Annotated in this window: 24 protein-coding genes and 2 riboswitches; of the genes, 2 read left to right on the forward strand and 22 right to left on the reverse strand. The window is 39.9% G+C overall.

Annotation, left to right across the window (positions count from 1 at the left end; translation table 11 throughout):
- Window positions 1-90: 90 nt before the first annotated feature.
- From LC091_RS00285 to LC091_RS00300, 4 genes are read right to left on the reverse strand one after another with little or no spacing between them, the layout of a single operon-like run.
- Entirely contained in the window at window positions 91-798 is a 708-nt protein-coding gene (locus LC091_RS00285; protein WP_226679745.1) for a LysM peptidoglycan-binding domain-containing protein, read from the reverse strand.
- On the reverse strand, window positions 791-1408 hold the full coding sequence (locus LC091_RS00290) for a CPBP family intramembrane glutamic endopeptidase (RefSeq protein WP_226679746.1): 618 nt from the start codon (window positions 1406-1408) through the stop codon (window positions 791-793). Before LC091_RS00290 ends, LC091_RS00285 begins: the two co-directional genes overlap by 8 nt.
- The gene (locus tag LC091_RS00295; RefSeq protein ID WP_226679747.1) at window positions 1405-2937 is read right to left on the reverse strand and encodes a RecQ family ATP-dependent DNA helicase; all 1533 of its coding nucleotides are present in this window, start codon (window positions 2935-2937) and stop codon (window positions 1405-1407) included. The genes LC091_RS00290 and LC091_RS00295 overlap by 4 nt, the downstream gene beginning before the upstream one ends.
- Window positions 2909-4000 (reverse strand): helix-turn-helix domain-containing protein, encoded by a 1092-nt coding sequence (locus LC091_RS00300; RefSeq protein WP_226679748.1) that lies wholly within the window; start codon window positions 3998-4000, stop codon window positions 2909-2911. The genes LC091_RS00295 and LC091_RS00300 overlap by 29 nt, the downstream gene beginning before the upstream one ends.
- A 250-nt stretch (window positions 4001-4250) precedes the next feature.
- On the opposite strand from LC091_RS00300, the gene LC091_RS00305 reads away from it, so the two are divergent.
- A complete protein-coding gene (locus LC091_RS00305; RefSeq protein ID WP_010194489.1) occupies window positions 4251-4499 on the forward strand; it encodes a ferredoxin in 249 nt (82 codons plus the stop codon).
- Between the two features lie 58 nt (window positions 4500-4557).
- Here LC091_RS00305 and LC091_RS00310 read toward each other — a convergent pair whose 3' ends face one another.
- Window positions 4558-5142 (reverse strand): ECF transporter S component, encoded by a 585-nt coding sequence (locus LC091_RS00310; RefSeq protein WP_226679749.1) that lies wholly within the window; start codon window positions 5140-5142, stop codon window positions 4558-4560.
- A gap of 178 nt (window positions 5143-5320) precedes the next feature.
- Window positions 5321-5456, reverse strand: a riboswitch (FMN riboswitch).
- A 197-nt stretch (window positions 5457-5653) separates the two neighbouring features.
- Between LC091_RS00310 and serA the strand changes: the two genes are divergently transcribed.
- Window positions 5654-7228 (forward strand): phosphoglycerate dehydrogenase, encoded by a 1575-nt coding sequence (gene serA, locus LC091_RS00315; protein ID WP_226679750.1) that lies wholly within the window; start codon window positions 5654-5656, stop codon window positions 7226-7228.
- Window positions 7229-7298: 70 nt separating this feature from the next.
- Here the strand turns inward: serA and LC091_RS00320 are convergent, their stop codons facing one another.
- From LC091_RS00320 to LC091_RS00400, 17 genes are all read right to left on the reverse strand, one after another.
- Window positions 7299-8111: a histidinol-phosphatase gene (locus tag LC091_RS00320; protein WP_226679751.1), complete on the reverse strand. Its 813-nt coding sequence runs from the start codon at window positions 8109-8111 to the stop codon at window positions 7299-7301.
- Window positions 8112-8203: 92 nt separating this feature from the next.
- Window positions 8204-8404 (reverse strand): hypothetical protein, encoded by a 201-nt coding sequence (locus LC091_RS00325; protein ID WP_226679752.1) that lies wholly within the window; start codon window positions 8402-8404, stop codon window positions 8204-8206.
- Window positions 8382-9158, reverse strand: a complete 777-nt coding sequence (locus LC091_RS00330) for a 3-hydroxybutyrate dehydrogenase (protein WP_226679753.1) — start codon at window positions 9156-9158, stop codon at window positions 8382-8384. Before LC091_RS00330 ends, LC091_RS00325 begins: the two co-directional genes overlap by 23 nt.
- Window positions 9159-9179: 21 nt before the next feature.
- Entirely contained in the window at window positions 9180-10466 is a 1287-nt protein-coding gene (locus tag LC091_RS00335; protein WP_226679754.1) for a GntP family permease, read from the reverse strand.
- 586 nt (window positions 10467-11052) lie between these two features.
- Window positions 11053-12330 carry a hypothetical protein gene (locus LC091_RS00340; RefSeq protein WP_226679755.1) on the reverse strand — a complete coding sequence of 426 codons (1278 nt, stop codon included), beginning with the start codon at window positions 12328-12330 and terminating at the stop codon, window positions 11053-11055.
- Complete coding sequence (gene sigX / locus LC091_RS00345) at window positions 12320-12856, reverse strand: RNA polymerase sigma factor SigX (protein WP_226679756.1); 537 nt, start codon at window positions 12854-12856, stop codon at window positions 12320-12322. Before sigX ends, LC091_RS00340 begins: the two co-directional genes overlap by 11 nt.
- Window positions 12857-13158: 302 nt before the next feature.
- Window positions 13159-13716, reverse strand: a complete 558-nt coding sequence (locus LC091_RS00350; protein WP_226679757.1) for an ECF transporter S component — start codon at window positions 13714-13716, stop codon at window positions 13159-13161.
- Window positions 13713-14153, reverse strand: coding sequence for a DUF4430 domain-containing protein (locus tag LC091_RS00355; RefSeq protein WP_226679758.1), 441 nt, complete (start codon window positions 14151-14153; stop codon window positions 13713-13715). The genes LC091_RS00350 and LC091_RS00355 overlap by 4 nt, the downstream gene beginning before the upstream one ends.
- 213 nt (window positions 14154-14366) lie before the next feature.
- Window positions 14367-14570, reverse strand: a riboswitch (cobalamin riboswitch).
- A gap of 78 nt (window positions 14571-14648) precedes the next feature.
- Complete coding sequence (locus tag LC091_RS00360) at window positions 14649-16433, reverse strand: cell wall metabolism sensor histidine kinase WalK (RefSeq protein ID WP_264179178.1); 1785 nt, start codon at window positions 16431-16433, stop codon at window positions 14649-14651.
- Window positions 16430-17149 carry a response regulator transcription factor gene (locus LC091_RS00365; protein WP_010194457.1) on the reverse strand — a complete coding sequence of 240 codons (720 nt, stop codon included), beginning with the start codon at window positions 17147-17149 and terminating at the stop codon, window positions 16430-16432. Before LC091_RS00365 ends, LC091_RS00360 begins: the two co-directional genes overlap by 4 nt.
- A gap of 69 nt (window positions 17150-17218) precedes the next feature.
- On the reverse strand, window positions 17219-18382 hold the full coding sequence (gene ccsB / locus LC091_RS00370; RefSeq protein ID WP_226679902.1) for a c-type cytochrome biogenesis protein CcsB: 1164 nt from the start codon (window positions 18380-18382) through the stop codon (window positions 17219-17221).
- Window positions 18383-18384: 2 nt separating this feature from the next.
- The gene (gene resB, locus LC091_RS00375; protein ID WP_226679759.1) at window positions 18385-20046 is read right to left on the reverse strand and encodes a cytochrome c biogenesis protein ResB; all 1662 of its coding nucleotides are present in this window, start codon (window positions 20044-20046) and stop codon (window positions 18385-18387) included.
- 15 nt (window positions 20047-20061) lie between these two features.
- Window positions 20062-20589: a thiol-disulfide oxidoreductase ResA gene (gene resA, locus LC091_RS00380; protein ID WP_226679760.1), complete on the reverse strand. Its 528-nt coding sequence runs from the start codon at window positions 20587-20589 to the stop codon at window positions 20062-20064.
- Window positions 20590-20774: 185 nt separating this feature from the next.
- Window positions 20775-21503 carry a pseudouridine synthase gene (locus LC091_RS00385; protein ID WP_226679903.1) on the reverse strand — a complete coding sequence of 243 codons (729 nt, stop codon included), beginning with the start codon at window positions 21501-21503 and terminating at the stop codon, window positions 20775-20777.
- Window positions 21504-22112: 609 nt separating this feature from the next.
- Window positions 22113-22646 carry a spore maturation protein gene (locus LC091_RS00390; RefSeq protein WP_226679761.1) on the reverse strand — a complete coding sequence of 178 codons (534 nt, stop codon included), beginning with the start codon at window positions 22644-22646 and terminating at the stop codon, window positions 22113-22115.
- Window positions 22647-22649: 3 nt separating this feature from the next.
- Window positions 22650-23240, reverse strand: a complete 591-nt coding sequence (locus LC091_RS00395; RefSeq protein ID WP_226679762.1) for a nucleoside recognition domain-containing protein — start codon at window positions 23238-23240, stop codon at window positions 22650-22652.
- Window positions 23234-24370 (reverse strand): D-alanyl-D-alanine carboxypeptidase family protein, encoded by a 1137-nt coding sequence (locus tag LC091_RS00400; protein ID WP_404819637.1) that lies wholly within the window; start codon window positions 24368-24370, stop codon window positions 23234-23236. Before LC091_RS00400 ends, LC091_RS00395 begins: the two co-directional genes overlap by 7 nt.
- Between the last annotated feature and the right edge of the window lie 388 nt (window positions 24371-24758).

Consider the following 24758-nt stretch of genomic DNA (forward strand, 5'->3'; position numbering starts at 1 on the left):
CCAGACCGCCCGCAGGCAAGCGAAGCGCCTGGAACGGAAATCAACAGTTTTTTGCTCTTTTCTTCAACTCTGTGCTCTTTGTGGGTGGTGTTATCTATTTATCGGGATGAGAAGCTTCTGGCCGACATTTACTTGGTCGTTTACAAGGTTATTGTGGTCGCTGATGATTCTTTCTCCATCTCTGCTGCTGAAATATTTCATGGAAATGCGATAAAGAGTTTCACTTTCTTGTACAATATGCTCAACATATGTCACATTTGTTGAATCCTCTTCTACTTGCTCCTCCGTTGCGTCCTTTTCTTCGGTTTCCGGTTGTGACACAGGAGTTGCATCACTTTGTTCGGTAGCCGTTTTACTTTCTTCCTTTTCTGCAGTTTTACCAGGACCATCTGCCTCACCTTGGTTTGCAGCTTCTTGTGCTTTCACATCTTTGGTATACTCCTTTTCTGCAACAATAGGCTTTTCCTCGTCATCTTTATCATTGTTATCACCATTATCTACAGTACTGGCAGAAGCATTTGAAGGAAGAGTTATTTGCTCTACGTTTTTAACTGCTGGAGTAAACATTTTGTCTAAAAAATTTGTCTCCTGATTATTAAAATGAATGGCCATAATACTGATAGGAATTAACAAAAATAATACACCTATCAGACGGACGAACGGAAAATTCACTTTCCATTTAGTTTTTTTGTCACGTTTTTGTGCATGGAGCTCACTTCTGGATGGGAGTTTATTTGATTCTTTTTGTACTTCTTCCCTTAACCCGTCTGCCTGATCTAAGCCTTTATTATTATCCATTTCTTACCACTCCCGCCTTTTCCTTGTTTATATTTTTCAAATAGTCTGCTCTAATCTTGTAAGCAAGCATCAAATCAATCAAGAAATGAGTCCAAATTGTTACCCATAAACTTCCTGTAACTTCATAGATGAATCCTAAGACAAAACTGATTACTACGACCGAAATGAACAATACCCATTTATGTAAATACCTTACATGAAGTACTGCAAACAAAATACTGGCAATCCAAATCCCAAAATGAGTTTGAATCACTCCGCGAAAAAGGAATTCCTCTGCAAAGGATATAACGAATGCCAAAAGGATAATATGCGGCAATGACCTTGTCTGGAACATCTTCTCATTTATTCCGCCATCATCTAAAAGGCTTTTCGGGATCATTTTCATGAGTAAAAGATCAGCGGCTACAACCACAAGTGCGACTAACGTTCCAATGACAAAAATGTTTATTGGCTGCCATGCGAAAATTTCTTTAAAGGATTGGAAACTGTTAAACAAAAAATAGGCTAGTACTAATCCGATAGCGAAAAAAGCAATCTGAGAAAGATAGAGATGATATAAAAGTTCTCTTGGATCCATATGTTTAATAATTTCTGCTTGTCTGTTTTTCAATTCTCATCTTCCTGCCAAAATATTTTTTTCAAAACCTTCTCCCATTTTACAGGTTCATCTACATTACTTTTTGTTGTGACTTTTAATTCCCTACTATAAATATCCATATTCAAGCCACAGTTATCGCAACATTGATCGATAGGAGTGGACATAACTTCATCGAAGTAATGAAGCAATTCTTTTCTCCTGCAATGAGTTGTAGAAGTCCATTTATTTAATTCCTCAAGTTTTGAACGTTTCATGGAAGTTCGGTTGTCAATTCGGTTTTGTATCAGTTCTGTACACTGTTCAATGGAGGTGTCATTCAGTTTTCCGTGTTTTTCTAAAAACTCGTTTAGTTGAAAAAAAAGATACCTCCAATGGGACTCTTGCTCTGGATATTGTTCCATCCATTCTTTGGTTTGTATTTTTGATAGAGATTCTATTTCCATATACTTATCTACCAGATTTCGCAAGATTATTGAAACCCACTCTGGGTCTGGTAATTCATTGTTGATAATAAACTCTGGCAGCATCGCATCTTCCTTACTTTTCAGCAATAGTGCAATACTTTGGTTGCCCCCTCTTCCTGCACGGCCAATTTCCTGAACATACGACTCAATCTGAGTTGGCTGGTGGTAGTGAAGAACATACCTTACATTACTTTTATTGATACCCATTCCAAACGCACTGGTACAGCAGATAAGATCAATCTGATCCATCAAAAATTGTTGTTGAATTAATATTCGTTGCTCTTGTGATAGCCCGGCATGATAAAATGCGACCTTATCTATTCCATTTTCTGATAGGTATTCATATAACTCTTCAGTCTTTGTTCTGCTTGAAAAATAGATGATACCTGGGGGGCGCAACTCTTTCACTAATTCCAGTAACCGTTCCTTTTTTTCTTGGTTATTGATGACTTCCTCCACCTTCAATGCTATGTTGGGCCTGTCCAATGAATTGATATGAAATACAGGTTCTGACATACATAAAAAGGATTGAATGTCTTGTATGACAGTTTTTGTTGCAGTAGCAGTCAGCGCTAAAGTTGGCGGTTCACCAAGTACTTTTTTGACCGTTCCCAATTTTAAATAATCAGTCCGGAAGTCATGGCCCCATTGGGACACACAATGTGCTTCATCTACTACAAACAAATCAATTCGTACAGATTGAAGTTTCTTGATCCATTTATCTACCTGAAGCATTTCTGGTGAGATAAAAAGGAATTTATAAGAATTTAAGTCGATGGACAACAGCTTTTCTTTTTCGGAAAAACTTAAAAATGAATTTAATGCCACGACACTTTTTTCACCATTTGACCTAAGTTGTTGTACCTGGTCTTCCATTAGAGATAATAAAGGGGAAACAATGACCACAGTGCCCCGAAGAGCATACCCTGTGAGTTGATAACATAGAGATTTACCCCCTCCTGTAGGAAGTAAGGCAATAACATCTTTTTTTATTAGTACGTCTTGGATAATTTCTTTTTGTCCCGGTTTAAAAGAAGAAAAGCCGGTCTTATCTTTCAGCAGGTTGTCTAGATTCATCGTTATCCCCCATCCTTGTCAGCACTAACCTTATTTGAAAATAGCTGATATCTAGGGTATTCAACTTCTCTTTTATTTTTCGGAGTTGATGTGTTTGCAATTCATGAATAACAGCTTTGATTGCTTCTACCTCTTCCTCTTTCACATAAGGATTTAGTGGAAAATCACGAATCTGCATGGCAATTTCAACAACGTGATCTTCAATGGTACTTTTCTTCAATCTCCGAATATTGGCAATCTCATGTAGACTAAAACCTTGATGAAGAAGCTTTAAACTTTTTTGTGTCGTTTCAGTAAGAAGTGGTTTCTCCAGCAAATCACGACATATGAAAAAAAGACATTTGTAGGTTGAAGCAGCACCTTCTTGCTCTAAGCTTTGAATAATATAATGAAGGGATGATTGGAACTCTACGTGAATCCAGGCGGGATCATTTTTTAACCTTCTGCCAATTTGCTCATCTGTATTTCCTGCATGCCGATACCCTGATAGCTTTAGTGCAAAGATAGTTGCCTGATTGGTCGGCAATTGTGTTAGCAAACTATTCGTTTCCCTGAATAACTCATTTAACAACTGCGTCTTTGAACGGCCTTTTTGGCTTAATAAATATCTTTTCACCCACCTCTGGATTTTATCGTCATACTGTATTGGGATGAATGAACTTTCTTTCCCTGCCAGATTAGACAAAGTTTGAACAAGCAGAGAATATCTCTTCCAAAAAGTCAAACTTTTATCTTTGTATGCATATCCATTTAAATAGGGAGCTAAAACATACAGTTTTTCGTCCTTTGACAATTGCAGTATTCCTTTGTTTGTGATTTCCCAATGTTCGCTATGTACTTCACTAATAAAATGTTCTGAATGTAAAAAATGTATGGTTTGTTGAAGAAGGTTTCTGTTTAGATCGGGAAAAAGTCCATATACATTCACCAACGAGAAGATATTGGCATCTTGTATCGTTTGAGAAGATTTCTTTCCTCTAAGTAAATGGTATATCGCTGAAATGCTCCGTTCTCCTTTAAATAATTGAAGGCATTTCAAACACAAATATTCGAATGATTTCATCAAATTTCTACACCTTTCTTCCCCTACAGTCATTTTATCAAAATTTTGTAAAGGATGACATGTTTATCACATCTTTTCGTCGGGTAATCTAACAATATGTTTCAAAACCCTTGTGTGATAAGCATTCTCATTGAGTTTTCTATTGAAAAGTTGGGAAAACAGTTTTACAATATATAATATGAGGAATTGGTTTCCATCTAAATATTGGAAATCATTTAATTGACTAGTTACTATTTGGGAGGTTATTTTCATGGCAAAATACACGATTGTTGACAAAGATACTTGTATCGCTTGTGGAGCGTGCGGTGCTGCAGCTCCAGACATCTACGACTACGATGATGAAGGCATTGCATTCGTAACTCTTGATGACAACCAAGGAATTGTAGAAATTCCTGATGTACTTGAAGAAGATATGATGGACGCGTTTGAAGGCTGTCCAACGGATTCAATTAAAATTGCTGACGAGCCATTCGATGGCGACGCATTAAAATTTGAATAGTAATTAAATGAAGCCCCGAATCCTAATGGAATCGGGGCTTCTTCTCTGTTGCTTCTATTTAGACATTCTTCATTTCTAACTGACGGTCGAGCCAAATTGCAAGCTTCTTGTATAAAAGTAAGAACAAGAAAGTTACAATCAGTCCTTTTATTATGTTAAATGGAAGGATACCTTTCACAATTCCTTCAATCATTTGAGCGGAAGACCCAGACGGCACATTAAGGAAATACGTGAATGCAGGTAAGAAGATATAGTAGTTGAGTACACTCATGATAACTGCCATGGAAACTGTACCCGCAACCAAACCTAATCCTAAACCTTTAGTTGTACGGATTTTATTGAAGATGAAGTAAGTCGGTAATATAAATAAAACACCTGCAGTGAAATTAGCCAACTGACCAACAGGAACTCCTGTCATACTTCCTTGCACAATATAATGCAGGATATTTTTAATTGCTTCGACTGTGATGCCTGCTACTGGTCCAAAAATAATGGCGGCCAGCAATGCTGGGACGTCACTGAAGTCCACGGATAAAAATGGTGGCAACAATGGCAGTGGAAAACTTAGCCACATAAGCAGATACGATATACCGCTTAACATCCCTACTGTTACCATTTTTTTGACGCGTTTTGATTGATTCATTCTTCTTCTCTCCTTTTCAAATGGAGATCCACCTCGTACGAAAAGAGAGAATTCAAAGATGTGTGTTTATTTCTAGATGCCAGACCACGCAAATAACCGCTTGTCAAAGTGAACAAACGGGAGTACGAAGGCATCAGGAAATAAGCATCGAAACTAAGAAATTTCGACAACTTTGAACCTCCATCTTCTCCCATCCAGACTATACTGTCGGCTTTGGAATCGCACCAAATCCTGCCCCAACATCAGGCTCGCGGGCTTAGAGAATACCTCTCATTACCGCCGATCGGGAATTTCACCCTGCCCCGAAGATAGATCATATTATTAACTTACGACTTTATTATACTCAAAAAATAGTAAAAAGGGAAGAGAAATGAACTGTTATTCATTTTTTATAGGAATTTTGAAACAATAAGCGCTTACATAGGTTCGACCTGTTGCAAAGTTATTGACAGTCCCTCTTATAGATGATAAGTTATCAGAAATTTTATAATTTTTTGGAGGGATTGTATTTATGTTTCATGTGCTCGTTGCAGATTCTATAAGTTCAGATGGACTGACTCCGCTCTTAGAAGCGGAAAATGTAAAAGTATATCGGAAAGATCGGGAAGGAGACAATTACAATCCAGAAGACATCGATGCGCTACTCGTTCGAAGTGCTACCCAGGTTGATGATACCCTTCTCTCTTCTCTTTCCAATCTCCAAGTAGTCGCTAGAGCCGGAGTGGGCGTAGACAATATTGATATAACAGCTGCAACCAAAAGAGGCGTAGTCGTCATAAATGCACCTGACGGGAATACCATTTCCACTGCAGAGCACACTTTTGCCATGATTTCTTCATTGGTGCGCCATATCCCTCAAGCAAATATGAACGTGAAAGGCGCCCAATGGAGCAGAAAGAAGTTTATTGGGACAGAACTATTCGGAAAGACCCTGGGAATTGTGGGATTTGGTCGTATTGGCGGAGAAATCGCCAAGCGTGCAAAGGCTTTTCAAATGAAAGTAGTGGTATATGATCCGTTTTTAACAGACACTCGTGCTGAGAAATTAAGTGTCACCTCCTTACCTTTAGATGAAGTGATGAAGCAAGCAGATATCATTACTGTACATACCCCTCTCACAAAGGAAACGAAAGGTTTGTTCAATAAAGAAAATATCCCTCAGTTAAAGAAAGGTGTTTATCTTGTTAACTGTGCACGTGGAGGAATCATTGATGAAGAAGCACTGTTACACCATTTAAACACAGGACATGTTGCTGGTGCTGCACTTGATGTCTTTGAAGTGGAGCCACCGACCAATCATGATCTTGTGCAACATGAGCATGTAATTGTTACCCCTCATCTTGGGGCATCCACCAAAGAAGCTCAATACAATGTCGCTTTCCAAGTTTCGAAAGATGTGCTTGCTTATTTGAATGGGCAATCTGTCAATACAAGCATCAACCTGCCTACCATTCCAAAAGAAATTTACAAAAAGATCCAACCGTTCTATCAACTTGGAAAAACCTTGGGTTCCATTCTTTCTCAATCTGCCAAAACACCGATTGATGAAATTACCGCAACGTACGCCGGCGTTATCACAGAGTGGGAAACATCTATTTTGACTAAAAGTATCATTGCAGGTTTTTTGCGAAACCGTGTAGATACGACTGTCAATGAAGTTAATGCTGCTACCATTGCGAAAGAACGGGGAATCAGTTATGGAGAAAAACATCAAACAGATAGTTATGGATACTCCAATATCATTCAAGTCGAGGCGCGGGGAAATGATGTAAACTTAGTAGTAAGGGCTACCTTCATAGAAGGATTTGGAGCGAGGATTGTGCATATGAATGGATTTGACATCGACTTTGCACCTAGTGGGCACTTGCTTTATGTGCAGCATACAGATCGTCCGGGTGTCATCGGTCAACTCGGGCTTATATTCGGTAAACACGAAACGAATATCGCTACCATGCATGTGGGGCGGATGTTACAAGGGGGAAAAGCCATTATGATGCTTTCTTTTGACCAGCCCCTTGAAAAAGTGCTCGTAGATGAAATCCTTCTCATACCGGATATTTCTTCTGCCATAATTTTAGAGTTATAGCCAACTATAAGTAGGCCCCTTACATTTCGTAAGGGGCTTTTGTCTGTCATAAACTTTAAGAAGAAAATGATTAACCTAATTTTACTTCTCTACGATCTCCTCTGTTAAAAGTCATAATAGTTTTGTATCCAACTTCTTTAGCAAGTTGAACAGCTTGGTCATAATCGGCACCTACATGTTCAGGCACATGGGCATCTGATGAGAGCACAATCGGCACACCTTTGTCATAACACATTTTCAGCAATCGTTTATCCGGATAAAGCTCTCCAACGGGTTTTCTCAGTCCCGCAGTACTGATTTCTACACAAGTTTTTGAGTTGGCTAGTGCGGAAGCTGCTCGCTCATACTGCTCTAATAGAAATGCTTCGTCCTTTGGCACATATTTAAAAATCTTTACTAGATCTAGGTGTCCGATTATATCGAACATATTGGACTCTGCAAGGGTAACCACTTGGTCAAAATATTTCGTATATACCTCATTGGTATCGCGGCGATCCCACTCTTTACGAAACTCCGCCAAGTCAATCCCAAAGTCTTCTACCCAATGTATGGAACCGATCACATAGTCAAAAGGATAAGCATCAATAAACTTTTTCATCTCTGCATGCTTGCCAGGCGTATAATCCATTTCAATGGACATTTTTACATGGATACCTTCATTCCAGGCCTGTTGGAAAAGTTTATAGTAATCAGCCATATCATAATATCTTCGTTTTTCCACCCAAGGATTGCTGAGAATATCTTTTGTTTGATAGAAATGATAGGCATGTTCTGAGATACCAAACTCTTCTATTCCTTTTTGTTGAGCTACCTTTGTAAATTGTTTTAGGTAATCAAGAGTTAATGTTCCTCTTTCCAAATGGTTATGATAATCTGTCAGCATAATAGATATCCCCTCACTTCTTTTTTGCTTATTATACTATTTATCTATAGTGAGTTGGGTTATATTTTCAAAAAATTCATAAAAAAAGGCGCTTAATCAGCACCTTTTTCTTCATCATTTAATAATGGTGTACTATCTCCTAAATTGTAAAGGCTACCGTCTTTGTGATCTGTTTCATGGTAGAACTTCTGCTCAAGATTGAGGTTTGCAGTAGTGGCCTCATCTTTTCTCTTACTATTAACTTCCTTTTTCACCATGACACCTCCATCATTATTGGGCAGTGTATCCTCCATCCATGACAACCGCTTGGCCTGTCACACCTTTTGCCTTATCGCTTGCTAAAAACAAAGCGTAGTCTGCGATTTCATCTACCGATAATAAACGCTTTTGTGGCACAAGCGGATATATAACCAGTTCTAACGCTTTTTCTAACGGAATGTTCCTTGTGTTTGCAAGATCTTGTAACTGATTTCTAACAAGTGGTGTATCTACATAACCAGGGCATAAAGCATTTACAGTGATACCATGCTCTGCCCCTTCTAATGCGGCAACTTTTGTTAAACCTACCACACCGTGTTTTGCACTATTATAACCGGCTTTTCCGGCAAATCCTATCAACCCATTAATAGATGCCATGTTCAGAATTCGGCCAAAACCATTCTTTTTCATTAAAGGAAAGACATGCTTTGTTGCCATAAATGGCGCGATGAGCATTATTTTCAGTAACAATTCATACTTTTCTGTTGAGAACTCTTCAATGGGTGCAACGTGTTGCATCCCTGCGTTGTTAATCAAGATATCTAGAGATCCAAAATGTTCAAAAGTTTGATCTAGAGCGCTTTTCACTTCTTCTTCATTTGTCACATCGCATTTTACTCCAAACACTTCATATCCTTTGTCTTTTAGCTGTTTGACCGCTTTTTCAATTCCTTCTTCATTAATATCAGAAATGGCGACTTTCGCTCCATTTTCGGCAAAACGCTCTCCAATTTCATACCCTATTCCTTGTGCTGCTCCTGTGATAAATACAACTTTATTCTCAACCATTTTCCATCCTCCATTTCCAATTTACATGATTCCAATACTTGCCATAATAATGGCTACTACAAGAGCTACTGTAGGAATTAATAATGCAACTGCTGCAATGTCCTTATATGAATCCTTATGAGTCATACCAGTTACAGCAAAAAGTGTAAGCAAAGCGCCATTATGAGGCAAAATAGATGCTCCAGATGCAAGGGCTGCAATTCTATGGAAAGCATCTGGATTCATCCCAGTAGACTGTGCTAATTGATAATACTGATCGCCTAAAGCTTCTAAGGCAATTCCCATCCCTCCTGAAGCAGACCCAGTTATCATCGCCATTAATTGGACAGACAATGCCTCAGATATAAGGGGATTACCTTTTACACTTAGCAGGATATCTGTCAATGTTTCAAATCCTGGGGCCGCGGTAACAACAGCTCCAAATCCTACAGCTGCACTAGTGTTGATAATGGCCATTACAGAACCTGAAGCCCCGCCATTAATTGCACCAATGAAAGATTTGAACTTCTTGATATTAAAAAGCATGATAGCTAAAGTCCCCACTATTAAAGACGGTATGATGTCCCACTTAAACACATTGAGGGTTATTACAACAATCACTAAAGGAAGAAAAGACAATATCCAGTTAGGTAACTCTTCTTCATTGATTTGTTTTACCTCTTGACCACCTTTTGGCTCGTCAAAAGTATCTCCCGCTTTGGTTAATCTTCCTTCCCTCCACTTTAAATAAAAATATCCCCCAACTGCCATTATTAATCCAGCTACAATCCCCATAATCGGTGCAGAAAGAGGAGTAGATTTAAAGTATGGAATAGGAATCAAGTTTTGAATTTGAGGTGTCCCTGGAAAGGCAGTCATTGTAAAGGTGAATGCCCCTAATGCAAATGTACCAGGCAGCAACTTTCTAGAGATATCCGCTTCTCTGAATAGGGCAATGGCAAGCGGATAAATGGCAAATACCACAACAAATAAACTCACCCCGCCATATGTCAGAACAGCTGCAGCAATTAGCACTCCAAGTATGGCTCTCTTTTTTCCTATCAACTTTGTGATTTTAAATGCGACAGCTTGTGCAGCCCCCGTGTCTTCCATCAATTTTCCAAAAATAGCCCCAAGTAAGAAAACTGGAAACCATTGTTTTGCAAAGTCGACAAAGCCAGTCATATACGTTTGGGTATAGGCTGGTAAGAGATCTAGTCCACTAAATAACGCTACCACGGCAGAAACAAGTGGAGCTATCCAGATAATGGACCAGCCGAGGTATGCTAGCAACATTAACAGCACTAGCCCGACAATAATACTGAACATATGTATCCTCCTTTATGTGGGGAATCTTCTTCCTACATATAGGGGTAGTATCTGCTTTTTGGGTTGGAAATATGTATTTGGGTAGAGATGGTTGCTGATGATTGATCTTTGTTAGGGATTGTCCTTATGTGGCTGAGATTCGGGGCGTTAAAAGCATACTTTTCAAATTTAGGTAACTAGGAAGATTTCTATTTGCCCGAAGAAACTTGAAAAGCACCTAAAGAGTCTTATAGAGGCGGTCTATACTACCGAAGCTTCCGCAAAAGTAACTCTTCAGTCTTATAGAGCCCTTCTATTCGACCGAAGCTCTGGCAATAGCTGTCCTTAAGTCGTATAGAGCCTTTCTATACGACCGAAGCTCTGGCAATAGCTGTCCTTAAGTCGTATAGAGCCTTTCTATACGACCGAAGCTGTGATAATAGCTACTTTTCAGTCTAATAGAGTCTCTCTTCCCGTTTTTGCTTTTACGAAGGTGTTTCGGGCAGAGAGAGCTCTTCTCTCTTACCGTTTTTGCTTTTCCATAGTAGTTTCGGGCGCAGAGACGCTCAAAAAGAAAAAAGCGTGCTCATCAGCACGCTTTTTCAACTCACTCACTATAAGGAACTGGATTCGGAGAGTAAGGCACGCTTACCTCTTCATTGAGTGTAATAGTCCCGATCGTCACATTTTGAGAAGATTCAAAGACCACCCCTCTTATTCCAAATTCTTTAGCTACCATCATCATCGCCTCAAGAGCAAAAATAGTATCATCGTTATTTTCAAGTACGCTGCTATCTGCAAGCTTAATGCGAACGACAGTATTGTCTTTTTCCAGCGCCAAACTTTCCACTTGCACCGTATCTGAAATGGATGGCTCTAGTTTACTGTTCTCAGCTTGCTCTGGTGCACTTGTCATCGCTTTGAGAGCATCTCCAATTGATGTATATCGTTCATGTCCTGGGACAAGTAAAGGCAAGATACCACTGTGATATTTGAAATAAGCCCTCTTGTTTTTAGTCTTGTATTCTACCGGACCGTCATAAACATTATTGCCAACTTGCACACCTTTAGTTGATCCATTATCACTAAATAGGAAATGTGTGTATTGATTGCTGAAAGTATCACTAAGTTCTCTAGGGAAAAGAGTGTCTTGATAGGATGTTAAACCTTTAGCCATTTCAGTTACATCTAATATAGGCATCGGTCTATCTAAACCTATGTCACCTTCTGATATTTTCACATTGTCATTAATAATCGGAACATTAACTCCATAGTCCACATATGCAATTCCCTCTCGGACCTTATTGAGAGCATCCACATATGTGTCATTTCCACCACGAGGAACAATCACCGTCAATGGAGTGGTAGATCCACCATAATCATGATTATCCGCCTCCAACAAGGACACCCCAATGGTAACAGCGTATTCTGACTCTACATTATAGGAAGGTGTAACAAAACTTTTAACATCCGCTGAACTAACCTCTGCTGCAGCAAAATCATTTGTTTCCTCTTCCCCTTCAGCCTCTTCCGCCTCTAATGAAGATTCTGATTCCTCTAAACCTTTCCTGTTAGTGTCTGCATCAGTATCATCTGCGTTTCCATCTGCATTCATCGTTGCCATGTCCATACTTTCTTCTGAGCTGCTATCAGACCCACTTAAACTTATGTCGAATTGCATGTTGTTTAAGAACATAGGTGCAACCAGGGCGAAAAGGACTAAAGCCGCAACCAATGCGAAAGCAGGAACTATTTTAGATCGCCGAGGGGTATTTGCTAGTTTTGGTTGTATTTCTCTATATATTTGTTTCGGGTCACGATCATCTTTAATTTTAGGCATTTGCCTCAACAGCTTTTCCATTTGGTCTTCATCATTATGACGCATTGCTGTTTCCTCCTTTCTCTTGAAGTTCTTCCATATATGCCTTCAAGACCTTTAAGGCTCTATGTTGAGTTGTTTTCACCTTACTTTCCGTCCAGCCAAGAATTTGGGCTGTTTCTTGAATGGTAAGGGCTTGTATGTACCGCAGGATAAGCACTAGTCGGTGATCGACTTTACATTTATCCAGACACCGGTACATTTGTTTGACTTGTTCATTTTGTACAGCTATCTCTTCAGGAAGTGGAGCGTGATCTTTGACCTGTTGTTTACTCCAGTCGAAAGTTTCAAGTAGTTTGTTTTTCCATCCTTTTTGTTTGCGAAAGGAATCAATGGCAACATGCTTGGCAATAGAAAACAGCCAGGTCTTTTCACTGCTTTTCCCTTCAAAACGGTCATAGGAACGCAAAACTTTTATATAAACTTCTTGAACGAGGTCTTCCGCTTGCTCCTTGTTGTTCACCATGTAATATAAGAATTGATAAACATCCTGGTGATATTTTTCATAGAGCTCTTGAAAAACGGTATTCATAGTTTCCCTCCGTTCATTTCATTAGTCGTATATTATAGTAGGAAAGTTACATTACAAATATATTAAAAAAATTACAATTTGAATAGGGTTATTTGGTAATTATTTCTTTTGGATTTAGTTGTGTAATATTAGTATAAGGGATGTCCAGTTAGGATTGTAGGGATATTTGTAGGCTTTTCCAAGAGGTTATATACATATTTCGACCTATTTTGATGACGCCGCTGTTGATTTCCGCAAAAGGCTTCGCTTTCTCTCTCTCATAAGAAAACGCCAATCCCCACGTGTGGATTGGCGCTCCCATATCATTTCTTATAGGTGCTGCTCATTTGATATTGTGCCAAGCTCTCTTTTCTTTTGATGATAAAAGGTGCTCGTTCGTTTAAAAGCTTGGAGAGAATCGGATACAGAATAATAAAAAAAACGACGTTTCCGACCGCATGGTTGATATCAAATGGTAGTCCGGCAAGATAATATGGCCAAAATGGAAATCCTCCGACAATCATGTTTTGGATGGAAAAAACAAAACCGAAAAACAGCCCGCAAAGTCCAGCATAAATGGAAAGAATGAATACTGGAATTCTTTTAAACCAAACTCCAATTGCTCCACTTAATAATCCGATGATGGACCAAGCAAAAATTTGTGTGAATGTCCACATACCCGTGCCTAGAACAAGGTTTGTTGCAAAGGTCGTACCTACTGCAAGAATCACACCTGAAACTGGTCCCATCCAGAAAGCACATATTATAATAATAGCTGTCACAGGCTGGACGTTAGGTACGGAGGCGAAAACGATTCTACCCACTACACAAAGAGCTATTAAAACACCAAGCAGAGCTATTTTTCTGGTTGCCATCATCATTCCACCTTTTGATAATCAAAATGAACTTCGTCGTTCTCCTCTAGCGTGTAATCACTTGCCCCGACCATTAAGCTTTCTCCGTTAACGGAGATGTTCCAATAATAATCAGATTCTTCTTCAGATCCAAGACCGTCAATTCCGACGATGAAATCTCCTCCAAAGCCTGTAGTTAGCTCAAAGTTTCGGTCCATGACATCCATCAAAGACTCACCTTCTTCAAACTCAACTGTCTCCTCACTGATAACTTCTTCGCCTTCTTTCGTCAGTTTAATCGTGGTGGAAAGTTGGCTTTCTGGTTGTTCTTGTGTTTCCGCAGATGTTTGATTATTAGCGGTTTGATTTGATTCATTGCCTGTTTTTGTTTCATTGCCTGCATTAGCGCAACCTGTAATAGCAAGAGTTAATGTTAGTAAAAGTGTCAGTAAAAGTTTTTTCATCTGTTTTTCCCCTTATGTAGTAAATTTGCCGTGCATATTGTAGAAACGTGAAATTTTCTCCTCCTATCTTTACCCCTAATGTCTCAATCCATCTGTAGTGAGCAAAACAAAAAACCTCATCCAATTTCAGGATGAGGTGATAACGGCATTGTCATAATACGACAAATAAAGACAGAATTCTGCCGTCTCTCCTACTCAACCCCCGAAGTATTGAAACTGGTATAATAATTGGCAGGTCTACTGACTTATGCTTCTTCCTACTTTGAGCCTTCCCATATGGGGACCTAATTTTTCTTAAGCCCGTTCATACAGTGGTCATCTCATTTCGTCCACATTTACAGTTGCGGGGACAGTTTTGGCATTTCACCAAATTCCCTATTAAGTCACTATTGTGACACCAACTATTTCGTATTGCTATTTAATTAGCTATGTCTCATATTACAAGATATGAGTGTTAATGACAAGATAATGTTTCATAGAAAACAAGATTTTTCGCTACACATCTCCATTTTGAGCGTGTTTTTGCGGAATATACATAGAAAATGTCGTTCCCTCGTTCTCTTTTGAATGAACGGATATGGTACCTCGGTGGGCTTCTATAATATTTTTCACAATAGCAAGTCCCAGTCCTGTTCCTGCACGGCCTCTTGTGCGTGCCTTGTCCGCTTTATAGAAGCGTTCAAAAACGAAAGGCAGATCTTCTTCAGGGATTCCGTGTCCAGAATCTTTTACATCTATTTTGACACCGTCATTTATTAATTTTGCATGAATGGTAATGATTCCACCGTCTCCTGTATGGCGGATCGCGTTGTCCACCAGGTTTGTCATTACCTGCTCCATTCGGTCCACATCCATTCGAATGACCCCATTATCTTCTACATGTGATTGCAACACGATAGACTTCTCTTTTGCAAGCCCCTGAAACTTCCTTGTTATCTTTTCGACAAAGGCAACAATATTGGCATGTTCATAGTTCAATGAGATATGACCTGCTTCCATTCTCGCAAGATCTAATAAGTCATTTACGAGGCGGCCCATTCTTAAGGATTCATCATAAATTACGGATGCAAGCTCTTTTTTCTCTTCATCAGTTCCTGCAATATCATCGACAATTGCTTCACTGTAGCCTTGCAACATGGAAATTGGGGTACGCAATTCATGGGACACGTTGGCGATGAAGTCTTTACGAAGTTTGTCCAATCTTCTCTCTTCCGTCATATCTCGTATTACAGCAACGGCTCCACGAATATGGGTCTGAGTATATAGTGGGCTCATTACGATCACCCACGTACGTCCCTGATAGGTTAACTCTATACTTTGTTCTTTTTCAACGGAAATAGCCCGTTGGAACATTTCCTTCACTTCACCTGGCAGGTCTTCTCCACTAGCATTGCCTTCTTGATAAAACCACGCTTGTAAAAACTTCTCAGCTGGTGGATTCGTTACAAGAATGGTGCCATCACGGTTTAAGGTGATAACCCCATCTGCCATACTGCTAAGAATGTTTGCTAAATGTTCCTTCTCTTGATTCAGAGCATTAATATTAAATTTGAGTTGCCTTCCCATTTGATTAAAGGCCATCCCAAGTTCTCCAATTTCATCCGATGTTAATATTGGAACCTTTGTATCGAACTTCCCTCTTGCCACTTCAAAAGCAGCTTCTCTCATATTACGCAAAGGTGCTGTAATCCTTGTAGATAAGAAGAATGCGAAAATGGTCGTTAAAAAGATTGCAAAACCTGCTGCAAGCAGAATGAGTTTCGTTGTTTGTTTGGTTGTTTCTTTTATCGCAAGCAGAGACTGATAAACGAAAACAGCTCCATCTTTATCTTCATTAATATGCAAGGGAATTCCAACGATCATCACTTCTCCTTGCATCTCATCTGTAATTTGAAAATCTGGCAAATATGTCTTTTTCGTTACAATTGGCTGATCTTCAAAGACTAAGGAAAGATCCGGGTCGTTTAAAAAGAATTCAGCAGGCAAATGATCGATTTGGGATGTTGGGGAATGGGAGTACTCCCCCTTGTCTGTAAATATAACCACTCGAGACACTTCATCTACAAGCTCCCAAGCAATAGATTTGGATTGCTCCATGTCTTTATGCTGTTCAAGAATATATGAAATCTTACTCGCTGTCTGAGTCAAATCCTTTTCAGCTTCCTGCACATGGTAATTCTCAAAGAATTCTAGTAAAAGAATGGTTAAAACAAATAATACAAATGAAACTAAAAGTAACACAGTAAGCCATAGCTTACCAACTACACTTCTCCAAATCATGATTCATTGCCAACCTCGAATTTATAGCCTACGCCCCATACAGTTACAATCATTTTAGAGGCTGGTTCTGACACTTTGTTCAACTTCTCGCGAAGGCGCTTTACATGTGTATCCACTGTCCGTAAATCACCAAAGAATTCATATTGCCATACTTCTTTCAACAGTTGCTCTCGGTCAAAAACTTTATCAGGAGATTTTGCAAGGAAGTAAAGAAGTTCATATTCCTTAGGGGTAAGATTTATTTCTTTTCCTTCGGATGTCACCCTGTGTGCATCATTATCAATGGTCAAATGAGGGAAGACAATGACATCCTTTGTTGTTGTTTCGGTAGTTAGGAACGTGGTACTAGAAGAGCGACGTAATAACGCTTTCACTCTTAGCACTACTTCTCTCGGGCTGAATGGTTTTACAATATAGTCGTCGGTTCCCATTTCAAACCCTTGTACTCGGTTCGTTTCTTCCCCTTTGGCTGTCAGCATGATAATAGGCGTCGCTTTTTTCTCCCTGATTTCTTTACATACTTCCATTCCGTCCATACCAGGCATCATGACATCCAACAGAATAACATCGTATTCTTTTTCAAGCGCCATCTCCAGTGCTGTGTTGCCGTTATCTGCTTCTTCTATAACATAATTTTCTCTTTCAAGGTACATTTTCAGCAACCTTCTAATTCGGTCCTCATCATCCACTACAAGTATTCTCACTTCTTTTTCCATATTCCTTAAACCCCCTTTAATTATCTGTAAGAAAAGCCCCCACAATATTGTGAAGGCCGGTTATTTGTATTACATCGCATAGGAATGTAGCCCTGCAATGATTAAGTTAACGCCAATTAAGTTAAATAAGATAATGGCAAAACCAACAAGCGTGAGCCATGCAGATTTTTCGCCTTCCCATCCTTTAGAAAGACGAAGATGAAGATATCCTGCATAGAATAACCATGTAATAAACGCCCATACTTCTTTCGGATCCCAAGCCCAGAATCTTGACCAGGCTAGTTGAGCCCAAATGGCAGCAAAGATAAGTCCGCCAAGTGTGAAAACAGGGAAGCCTATCGTTACTGCTCGATACCCAATTTCATCTACCATATCAAGGTTAACCCTAGCGACTGCAGGCTTTAATGCTTTTCCAATTGGCTTTCTAATAATAACTCTTAATAAAAGATATAATATTGCTCCACCTAGCAGAGACCAGATTACTGTGTTTAGCTTTACCGTATTGATCCATGGAGAAAGGTTTACAAGAGAATCCATTCTGCCTTCAGTCAATAATTCCCCTTCATTAGGACCTACAATTGGATATAAGTTATATACCACTTGTTCTTCTGCGCCATCTTTATTGATATACGAGAACTGCGCCTCGTAATCCATTGCGCCAAATCCGATGGAGATGAAAATAAAACCTAAGAAAGAAATTAACACATAAAGCGTGAATTCTACCCAGAAAGGCTTCTTACCCTTTTTACTATAATCTACCACTTTTACCAAATAAATTAAACCTGCTGCAAAACTGACAGACAGAATGGCTATGCCTAGCGCTACCGTTGATACGTGAATTGCAAGCCAATGACTTTGCAAAGCAGGTATCAATGGAGAAATATCACTCGGAAACATTGCTGCATAAGCGATCAACAGCAATGCTATTGGAAGGGTGAAAACTCCCAGTGTACTAGTTTTATATATAAAATAAATGACGATAAAAGCTAACACCATCATCATACCGAAGAAAGTTGTAAATTCAAATAGATTACTTACAGGTGCATGTCCTCCAGCAATCCAACGGGTAATAAAATAGCCTAGTTGAGCTGTAAAACCTAGGATTGTGATGACAATCCCTATTTTCGCAGCTTTATTTCCTTGCTTACCGCGAATTGCCCCACCGAAGAAGGCTGTACCAATCAGATAAAGAATAAATGCAGTATAAAGCAAATTACCACTTAGCTGAGCCATCATTATGCCTCCTCTTTCTTTTCTACCTTTTTTTCCTGTGCTTTTTCTGCTTCCACTTGATCAACAGGAATGGAAATAGAAGTATTTTCTAACGCTTTATTAATTTCATTTTTCAATCCAAACCAGTTCTTGTTCGTATGACCTGCCAGCATAATCTCATTGCCGTTCCTTCTGATCCAGACACGACGGTGGTTCCAATACATTCCTTGAATGACACCAATCATAAAGATCGCTCCACCTGCGCCGAGAATCCATAGTGTCAAGTCTTTTCGAACAGTCAATCCTGATACATTGCGCGTCTCTACCCCTGCAAATGTCATCTTGTTCTGGTTTGTACCATTAGGTTCTATATTTTGTCGTATTGCTACGAGTGCAATTTCCCCTTCAGGAGTTTCAGGTGTAATCATTCTGAAAACAAATGCAGGATTATTAGGTACCCTGGTCTTGGTTGCAGGTTCTCCACCATCTAAAGTGAAATCTGGAAAGTAATTTACCAGTTCCACAGACACACCTTCACCAAGGTCATATGTTTCTTGCGGGTTTAGCAAGTCCACCTTTATTGTACCAAAGTTGTCACCAGAATCCTTGTTTTCCAAGTTGAATGACATGCTCTTGAATTCATTCAATTTATAGTCTACTTGATAAAGAGCATAGTTATCATGCTTTAAAGGCTGGTTCACTTGAACGGCATGCTCTTTTACTTTTTCTAATTCTGGTTCCGCTCCTACGATGTACTCCCCTTTTCGCTCGTATAAAACCGCGTTTGTTTGGAAGTTACTCGCAATGGCATCTTCACCGGCTCTGGAAATAGCGGAATTAAATATTTCGTCAGAGGATTCACTATTATATGTTTCATAAATAAATCCTTCATTTTTCATATAATATTGACCACCGGTGCCAGGGATAAGTTCTGTCTCCCCTTCACGAACCCAAACTGTTTCATCTACATACATGCCTGGGAAAAATCTAAGCATAGCACCAATAAGGAAAATGATAATACCTATATGATTTACATAAGGACCCCATCTGGAGAATCTATTTTTCTCAGCAAGAATATTTCCATCTTCTTCTCTCACGTTAAATTTACGTTTTAATAGACCTTGCTTCGCTTTTTCGATTTCCCTGCTTGGATCTTCCTCCACGACTGTCGTTCCATAAACCCTCTGGCGTTTCATGAAGCTCTCATGCCTTGTCACCCTTTGTGTTTTCAACGATTTATGTAAAGGGATAAATCGGTCTAAACTGGCGATCACTAAAGATATACCCAAGGCAGCGATTAAAAGCATGTACCACCAGGAACCATAAAGATCATGAAAACCTAACGTATAATATAACTTTCCTGCAAATCCGTATTCCTGCTCATAATACATTTCAGCAGGGATTGCTTGATTGATATAATCTTTCTGCGGGAAAATTGTTCCGATAGAAGAGGCAACTAGAATAATGAAGATAATCCAGATTCCAACTTTAACAGATGAAAAAAAGTTCCATACTTTATCAATTATCGTTTTATTATAGGTTTGTGAACGCCTAGCACTACCTTCATAACGCATATCCAAAAGTTTTTCTTTACTTTGATCGTTTTCCGTTGGTTTTCCGCACGCTTCACAAAGTATGGTACCCTCTGGATTTATGTGTCCACATTCACATTTTATTTCACTCATACGTAAAACTCCCTATTATTTAGGTTTGATCATTTCCATGAATTCTTTAACTCTTTCCTCTGTCAATTCACCTGAATGCTTTTTCAGGACCTTGCCGTTCTCATCTAAAAGAATAGTAGTCGGTAATGGTAAAACCCCATAGGCCTGTCTTACTTGGTCACGCTTATCCATCGGGATGGGAAAGGTTAGTCCATGGCGATCTCTGAACTTCTCGACTGCGAGGTTCGTTTCTCTAATATTTACTGCAATTACTTCTACGCCCTGTTCTTTAAAAGCTTGATATTGGTTTTCCATATACGGCATTTCTCGTTCACACGGCTTACACCATGTGCCCCAGAAATTAAGGAATACACCTTTTCCCCGGTAATCCGAGAGCATCACTTCATTACCTTCCAAATCGGTAAGTACAAAATTTGGTGCCTCATCCCCCACATCCACTATTTCTTTGGATTGGAAGAAGTTTGTATACATGGTATATCCGATTGCGACTATAAGAATCAGCAGTATGCTTGTCCGCATCAGTAAACGTTTCTTTTTATTCATATACATACTCTCCTAAAACTGAGACATTTCATCCTTGTTATTATAACATTTACTACTTTTTACATAGATAATAGAATATGAAGGTTTTGTGACTGAAAACCGATGCCCCAAAACACCGGAAACCAGACACAAACAAAAGCGGAAGCTGCCCTATAAGCTTCCTCCGCTTTCCCTACTATTTACAATTATTTTTTAGGTTTTGTCGCCATCACACGAAGTTGCTTCACTTCATGCGGTGTCAATTCTCTTGCTTCCCCTGCAGAAAGTCCATGCAAGTTCAAGAAACCATAGCGTTCCCTTTTCAATTTCATGACTGGATGTCCGATTGCTTCAAACATACGACGTACCTGTCTGTTACGACCTTCATGGATGCTAATTTCAAAAATAGACGTGTTCTTCGTTCTTTCCATGGAAAGCAATTTAATACGAGCCGGTGCTGTTTTCTCGTCCTCTAGCTTAATACCTCTTTCCAAGCTTTTGATTGCTTCTCTAGAAGGAATGCCTTTTAATTTTGCAACATATACCTTTTCCACTTCTGATGCTGGATGCATAAGCGCATTAGCGAACTCGCCGTCGTTTGTCATGAGCAACAACCCTGAAGTATCATAATCTAATCTGCCGACTGGATAAATGCGCTCCTCAATGTACGGGAAGAAATCTGTCGCTACTTTTCTACCTTTGTCGTCACTCACACTAGAAATAACTCCGCGCGGTTTGTATAGTAAGAAGTAGACTGGTTTCTCGCGTTCAACAGGAATTCCTTCTACCTCGATTTTATCGTTTGGGTTAACTTTTACCCCTAGTTCTTTTACCACTTTATCATTAACTCTTACTTTACCTTCTTTTATCAATTCTTCTGCTTTTCTTCTTGACGCAATCCCTGCGTGTGCAATTACTTTTTGTAACCGTTCCATATCTTTCACCTCATTCAACATCTTACCCGACTTTCTCTATAAAAGCCAAGATTTCTCTTCTTCTATCATTCCCAATGTTTGCAAACTCTAATTATACCTGTTGTTGATTGTAAAAAGGAAGAGGGAATAATAAATAACCGTATTTGACCAAGTACGATAGATAAAAGGTGAAAAACACCGTTCCACTTTTAATTGCTTGGTATGCCCCGCTGTTCCTTTCCGCAAATGACCTCGCTTTCCGCGGGACGGTGCTTGAGCCTCCTCGCTGCGCTTCAGGGGTCTCAAGCTACCGTTACTCCCCCGCTGGAGACTTCGTCATTTGCTCCAATCCACAGCTAGAGATTTAGTCAAAGTATTGTTAATGGTTTATCAGTAACTCGCTAGGTCTCTTTTTTTAGCCATAAGTTAAATGAAGTCACCTTGTTGATTGGAGTGGAAGGCGCGCAGACGCCCGCGGGAGGAAGGGACAGGTGAGACCCCGCAGGCTGCAAGCCGAGGAGGCTCACGGACCGCCCGCAGGCAAGCGAAGCGCCTGGAACGGAAATCAACGGTAATATAGCTTTCTATTACAAAATAAAAACGCCGAGATTTCTCTCGACGCAGAAAAGTTTACATAGCAAAGAATATTGTAACGACCAGAATGGATACAATAATTCCCACTATATCCGCCAACAAACCTACTTTCAAGGCATCTCCCATTTTCTTAATACCAACTGCCCCAAAATAAACCGTTATGACATACAACGTGGTATCTGTACTACCTTGTAGGACAGAAGCAAGCCTCCCCATAAAAGAATCAGGTCCGTATGTTGCAATCATATCTGTCGTCATCCCAAGGGCTGCTGTTCCGGAAATCGGCCTGATAATGGATAGTGGAACGATTTCGGCTGGAATTCCTATTGCCTGCATAGCAGGTCTAACAAACTCAACGAGGAAGTCCAAGGCGCCTGAAGCCCTGAAGATCGAGATGGCAACCAACATCCCAACCAAGAAAGGGATAATAGAAATAGCAATCTTGATACCTTCTTTTCCTCCTTCTACAAACGTCTCGTAGGTGGGAACTTTTTTAAACGTAGCATACAAAAGAATGAAACCGATTATAAGAGGAATCATCCATAACGATATAAGGGATATGAGCTGCATGGACTACCTCCTTTTTGCCATACGCCGGTAATAGAATAACCGGTCTATTGTAATAGCAGCGATAGTGGAGCAAAGTGTGGCAACGAGGGTGGGACCGACTATTTCTGTAGGAGAGGCAGAACCATAATTCATCCTGATCGCAATTACAGTGGTTGGAATCAAGGTAAGACTTGATGTGTTGATTGCGAGAAATGTGATCATGGAACGACTTGCTTCTATTTTTCCTCCGTTCAATTCCCTCAGTTGTTCCATCGCTTTAATACCCATTGGAGTTGCAGCATTTCCAAGGCCGAACATGTTTGCAATCATATTAGAAAGCATATACCCCATTGCAGGATGATCTGGCGGAACTTCTGGAAAAACCCTCCGAACGATAGGTTTAAAGAGAGAGGCCAACTTCTCCAGGAGTCCTGCTTCCTGAGCAATCCTCATTAGTCCAAGCCAAAAGACTAGTATACTGATAAAACCGATGCAAATTGTTACCGCATCTTTTGCACCAGTAAATATTGCCTCGTTCACTTTATCCATCGTTCCATTAATCATCGCAAACAGGATTCCGATAATGGTCATCGCCACCCAGATAATGTTTACCATGAAGTTTTTCCTGCCATGATGAAAAATATATCCTTGAAGATACTCCAGAAACCGCCTTCCTTCTCTTGTTTCCGCTCAAAGTAGATCGGTGTTTCCACTACAGCCTCATCGTGGACAATCAATGTATACTCTCCTACCACTTCTGGTACATTCTCACCGTCTTTCCATTGCTTTTTTGGTGTTTCAAGCGTCACTTTAATCCGTACATTTTCTCTTTCCTTTTTTGTCATAGGATATTTTATATCACGGGAGAGGGACACTTTTCCTTTGTAGAAATCATCTTTCACATTTTCTATTTCTCCCTTTTCCGCAATATCATATAATTTATAGTCGACAAAGGCCCGGTTGAACATATAGATATGATCTTTCCAATCATCTGGACCGTTCAACGTCACAGCAATAACATCTAAGCCCTCTTTAGACGCAGTGGTAATAAGGGTCCGTTTTGCCCGCTTTGTATATCCTGTTTTACCACCTGTTGCGTAATCGTACATACCTGTTACCAAACGGTGTTTATTGGTCCAACTTCTGTCCCATGATTCACCAGGAGCAGCCGGTGCTCTGTACACTTTTGTGCCTGAAATTTCTTTGAACTTATCATTTTCCATGGCATATCTAGTCAGTAGTGCCATGTCGTATGCCGTAGAGTAATGGTTTTCATGGTCATCCAAACCATGTGGATTTGCGAATTCTGTGTTGGTCATCCCAAGTTCTTGTGCTTTTGCATTCATCATGAAGACAAAGCCTTCCAAACTGCCTCCAACGTGTTCTGCTATAGCGACTGCTGAGTCGTTTCCAGAGCGGAGCATCAAACCAAAAACTAAATGTTCGAGTTTTATTTTTTCCCCTGGTTTCAGGTAAAGGGATGAGCCTTCAGCACGAACGGCTTTGTCACTGACCTTTACAATCTCATCGAGCTTGCCTGATTCAATCGCCAAGATAGCGGTCATCACTTTGGTGATACTGGCAATCCTCTGTTTGTCATGTGCATCCTTTTCGTAAATGATTCTGCCGCTTTCCTGTTCCATCAAGACCGCATTTCGAGCACTGACCCCTACTTGTTCTGCATGTACACTTCGTGGAATGCATATGGAGAAAATCAGCAGCGGAACAACCACGATGCTGAACATTTTTCTTTTGAGAGACATCCAATCCCATCCCTTATCTATTTTTGTACAAGTTTATGCGGAACCTGTCCTAGATTATGAATGGTTTTTATGTCGAATGGGTGGAAAGAACAATTGAGGACTTCTCTCTATCTATTTTCTGGTCACTCAGGTCTTCATTGCCCTGATGAAGACTTCTCTCCACCTATTTTCCCGTCACTCAGGTCTTCATTGCCCTGATGAAGACTTCTCTCCACCTATTTTCCCGTCACTCAGGTCTTCATTGCCCTGATGAAGACTTCTCTCCACCTATTTTCCCGCCACTCAGGTCTTCATTGCCCTGATGAAGACTTCTCTCCACGTATTTCTCCGCCACTCAGGTCTTCATAACCCTGATGAAGACTTCTCTCCA

The sequence above is a fragment of the Sutcliffiella horikoshii genome, from assembly GCF_020524325.1.
Lineage (GTDB): Bacteria > Bacillota > Bacilli > Bacillales > Bacillaceae_I > Sutcliffiella_A > Sutcliffiella_A horikoshii_D.